We start from the raw sequence: 2669 nt of genomic DNA on the forward strand, positions 1-2669 counted from the left end.
GCTTCGAACTCAAGGGTGATCAGCTTGATCTGGCTTCGAAGAAAGTACTGCTCGAAATTCCGACGCAACGCAAGTACTGCTGTCATTCCGCCGGGTATGTGACTTTTTCCAAGGGTTTGCTCTACCTCTCAACGGGTGACAATACGAATGCGGAAGAAATCGAAGGGCACAACCCTACCGATGAACGACCCGGCCGGGAACTCTCCGACGATCAGGCTTCTACGGCAAATAGCAACGATTTACGGGGCAAGATTCTACGGATCAAACCCGAAGCCGATGGCACCTACACCATTCCCGATGGTAACCTCTTTCCCAAAGATGGCTCGAAAGGACGGCCCGAAATTTACGTCATGGGTTGCCGAAACCCCTTCCGCGTTTCAGTCGATCCCAAAAATGGCTTCGTCTACTGGGGCGATGTAGGGCCGGATACCCAAGTACCCGCTGAAGAAGGAACCCTGAGTTACGACGAAATCAATCAGGCTCGAAAACCTGGTTTTTTCGGCTATCCGTATTTTCTGGGAAATAACGAAGCTTTTCCCAAATACGACTTTGCTACGAAAAAGGAAGGCCCCAAGCAGGACCCGGCTCATCCGATGAATCTTTCGCCCAACAATACGGGTGTGAAAGAATTACCACCCGCTCAACCCGCCATGATCTGGTACGGCAAAGGTCCGTCCAAACGCTGGCCGATGGTGGGCAAAGGCGGAGCCAGTGCCATGGCGGGTCCGGTTTACTACCGTGACGAATACCCGCAAGGCAGTTATCGCTTACCCGCGTACTACAACGGCAAACTCTTCATTTACGACTGGATCCGCCGCTGGATCATGGCCGTGACGCTGGACGAACAGGGAAACTACGTGAAGATGGAGCCCTTCCTGCCCCAACTCAATGTCGTCGCTCCCATGGACATGCAGCTAGCTGCGGACGGAGCCATTTATTTGCTCGCGTACGGTACCAACTGGTTTACCAACAATGCCGACGCGGGCCTGTACCGCATCGAGTACGCCGAAGGTAATCGCAACCCCGTGGCGGATATTCAGGTGGATCACCGCTACGGAGCGGCTCCCTTGAAGGTACATTTATCCGCGTCCCGTTCCAAAGATTACGATCCCGGCGATCAGCTCACGTTTGAGTGGCAGGTGGGGAAACAAACGCTAAAAGGTACGGAGGTCTCCCCGACTTTCGAGAAGCCCGGTGTCTATCCCGTTACGCTCACGGCCATTGATTCGCAGGGTGGAAAAGGTACGGCTACGGTTACCATTAAGGTAGGCAATACGCCGCCGAAGGTTGAAATCCTTTCGACGAGCAACCGGAGTTTTTACTGGGATCATTCACGACTGAACTATCAGGTACGGATCACCGACCGCGAAGATCAAAAGATTGATCCGGCCCAGACGAAGCTTTCGTTTACGTATCTGGACTATGGGAAGGATCTGGCCAGCGTTTTGTCGGGGAACACTCATTCCAGTACCCTCCAGATGAAGGGCGAAAAGTTGTTTCTGGCTTCCGACTGCAAATCCTGTCATGCCCTGGCGACGGCTTCCATCGGACCAACCTTGCAGGCCATTGCCGGGAAGTACAAGGACGATGCCGTTGATCGACTGGCTCAGAAAGTCATCAAGGGTGGTAGCGGCGTTTGGGGGAAGTATGCGATGAGTCCGCACCCCGATCTGTCCGTCGCCGATGCTCAGGAAATGGTTCGCTATATTCTTTCGGTAAATCAAAAACCGAAGACCTTACCGCTATCGGGTACCCTGTCTCTCAATCAACATTCCGCCAAAAATCCGGACGGTGCCTACGTACTGCTGGCTCGTTACACCGACCGGGGTGCCCACGGGATTGAACCGCTGACGAGTCGCGAACATCTGGTGTTACGGAACCCACTGCTTCAATTAGAAGACAACGACCGGGGTACAGTTGGCGTCGTCATCGCCACGGCCAATAATGGCTATCAATCCTACATCCGGAAAATTTACGATCAGACGTATGTGGCCTTTCATCACCTGGATTTAGTCGGCATTCGGCAGATCAAATTTCGGTTCTTGTCCTACGGCGAGGGCGGTCAAGTAGAGATTCGACAGGATGGGGTAAGCGGTCCTGTAATCGGTCGGGTCACACTACCAGCCGGGAAAGCTAACGTAGTAAACGGATGGAAAGAAGTACAAACGCCGATCCAGCCAGCCAAAGGTTTTCACGATCTGTACCTGGTTTTCAGAAATCCAGAATCAGCACCGAAGCAAGAGCTCTTTTACCTGGATTGGATGCTGATGGAACGTTAATGGTTGCTAGATTATACAAAAAGGCCAGCCCTCGGTAGAAGGCTGGCTTTTTTCGTAGTATGCTGTATCGAACCATGGAATAAGCTAAACTAACGAAAGTAGTCGGTCGCGAACCAGTAGACAGGCTCCTACAATACCCGCGTGTTCGCCCAGTTTGGACATTTTCACCTGCGTATCGTTGTTAACCAGACTCAGGGAGTACTTGTTAATGGCCGTTTTGATGGGTAAGTAAATGTAATCCTGCGTGGTGGCCAGACTGCCGCCGAGAATGATTAGTTCCGGGTTAAAGACATTGATCAGGAAGGCAATGCCTCGGCCAATGTTGTCGCCCAGTTGAGCCATGAGTTCGATGGCCAGTACATCGTCATTTTTTGCCGCCTGAATAATGTC

Annotated in this window: 2 protein-coding genes; one reads left to right on the forward strand and one right to left on the reverse strand. The window is 52.3% G+C overall.

Annotation, left to right across the window (positions count from 1 at the left end; genetic code table 11):
- A partial coding sequence (locus ACOJTG_RS11240) for a PQQ-dependent sugar dehydrogenase (RefSeq protein ID WP_420153890.1) occupies positions 1-2279 on the forward strand: 2279 nt, incomplete at its 5' end.
- 84 nt (positions 2280-2363) lie between these two features.
- Here the strand turns inward: ACOJTG_RS11240 and ACOJTG_RS11245 are convergent.
- A partial coding sequence (locus tag ACOJTG_RS11245) for an ROK family protein (protein ID WP_420153891.1) occupies positions 2364-2669 on the reverse strand: 306 nt, incomplete at its 5' end.

Origin of the sequence: Siphonobacter sp. (assembly GCF_048595215.1) — a bacterium.
Taxonomy (GTDB): domain Bacteria; phylum Bacteroidota; class Bacteroidia; order Cytophagales; family Spirosomataceae; genus Siphonobacter.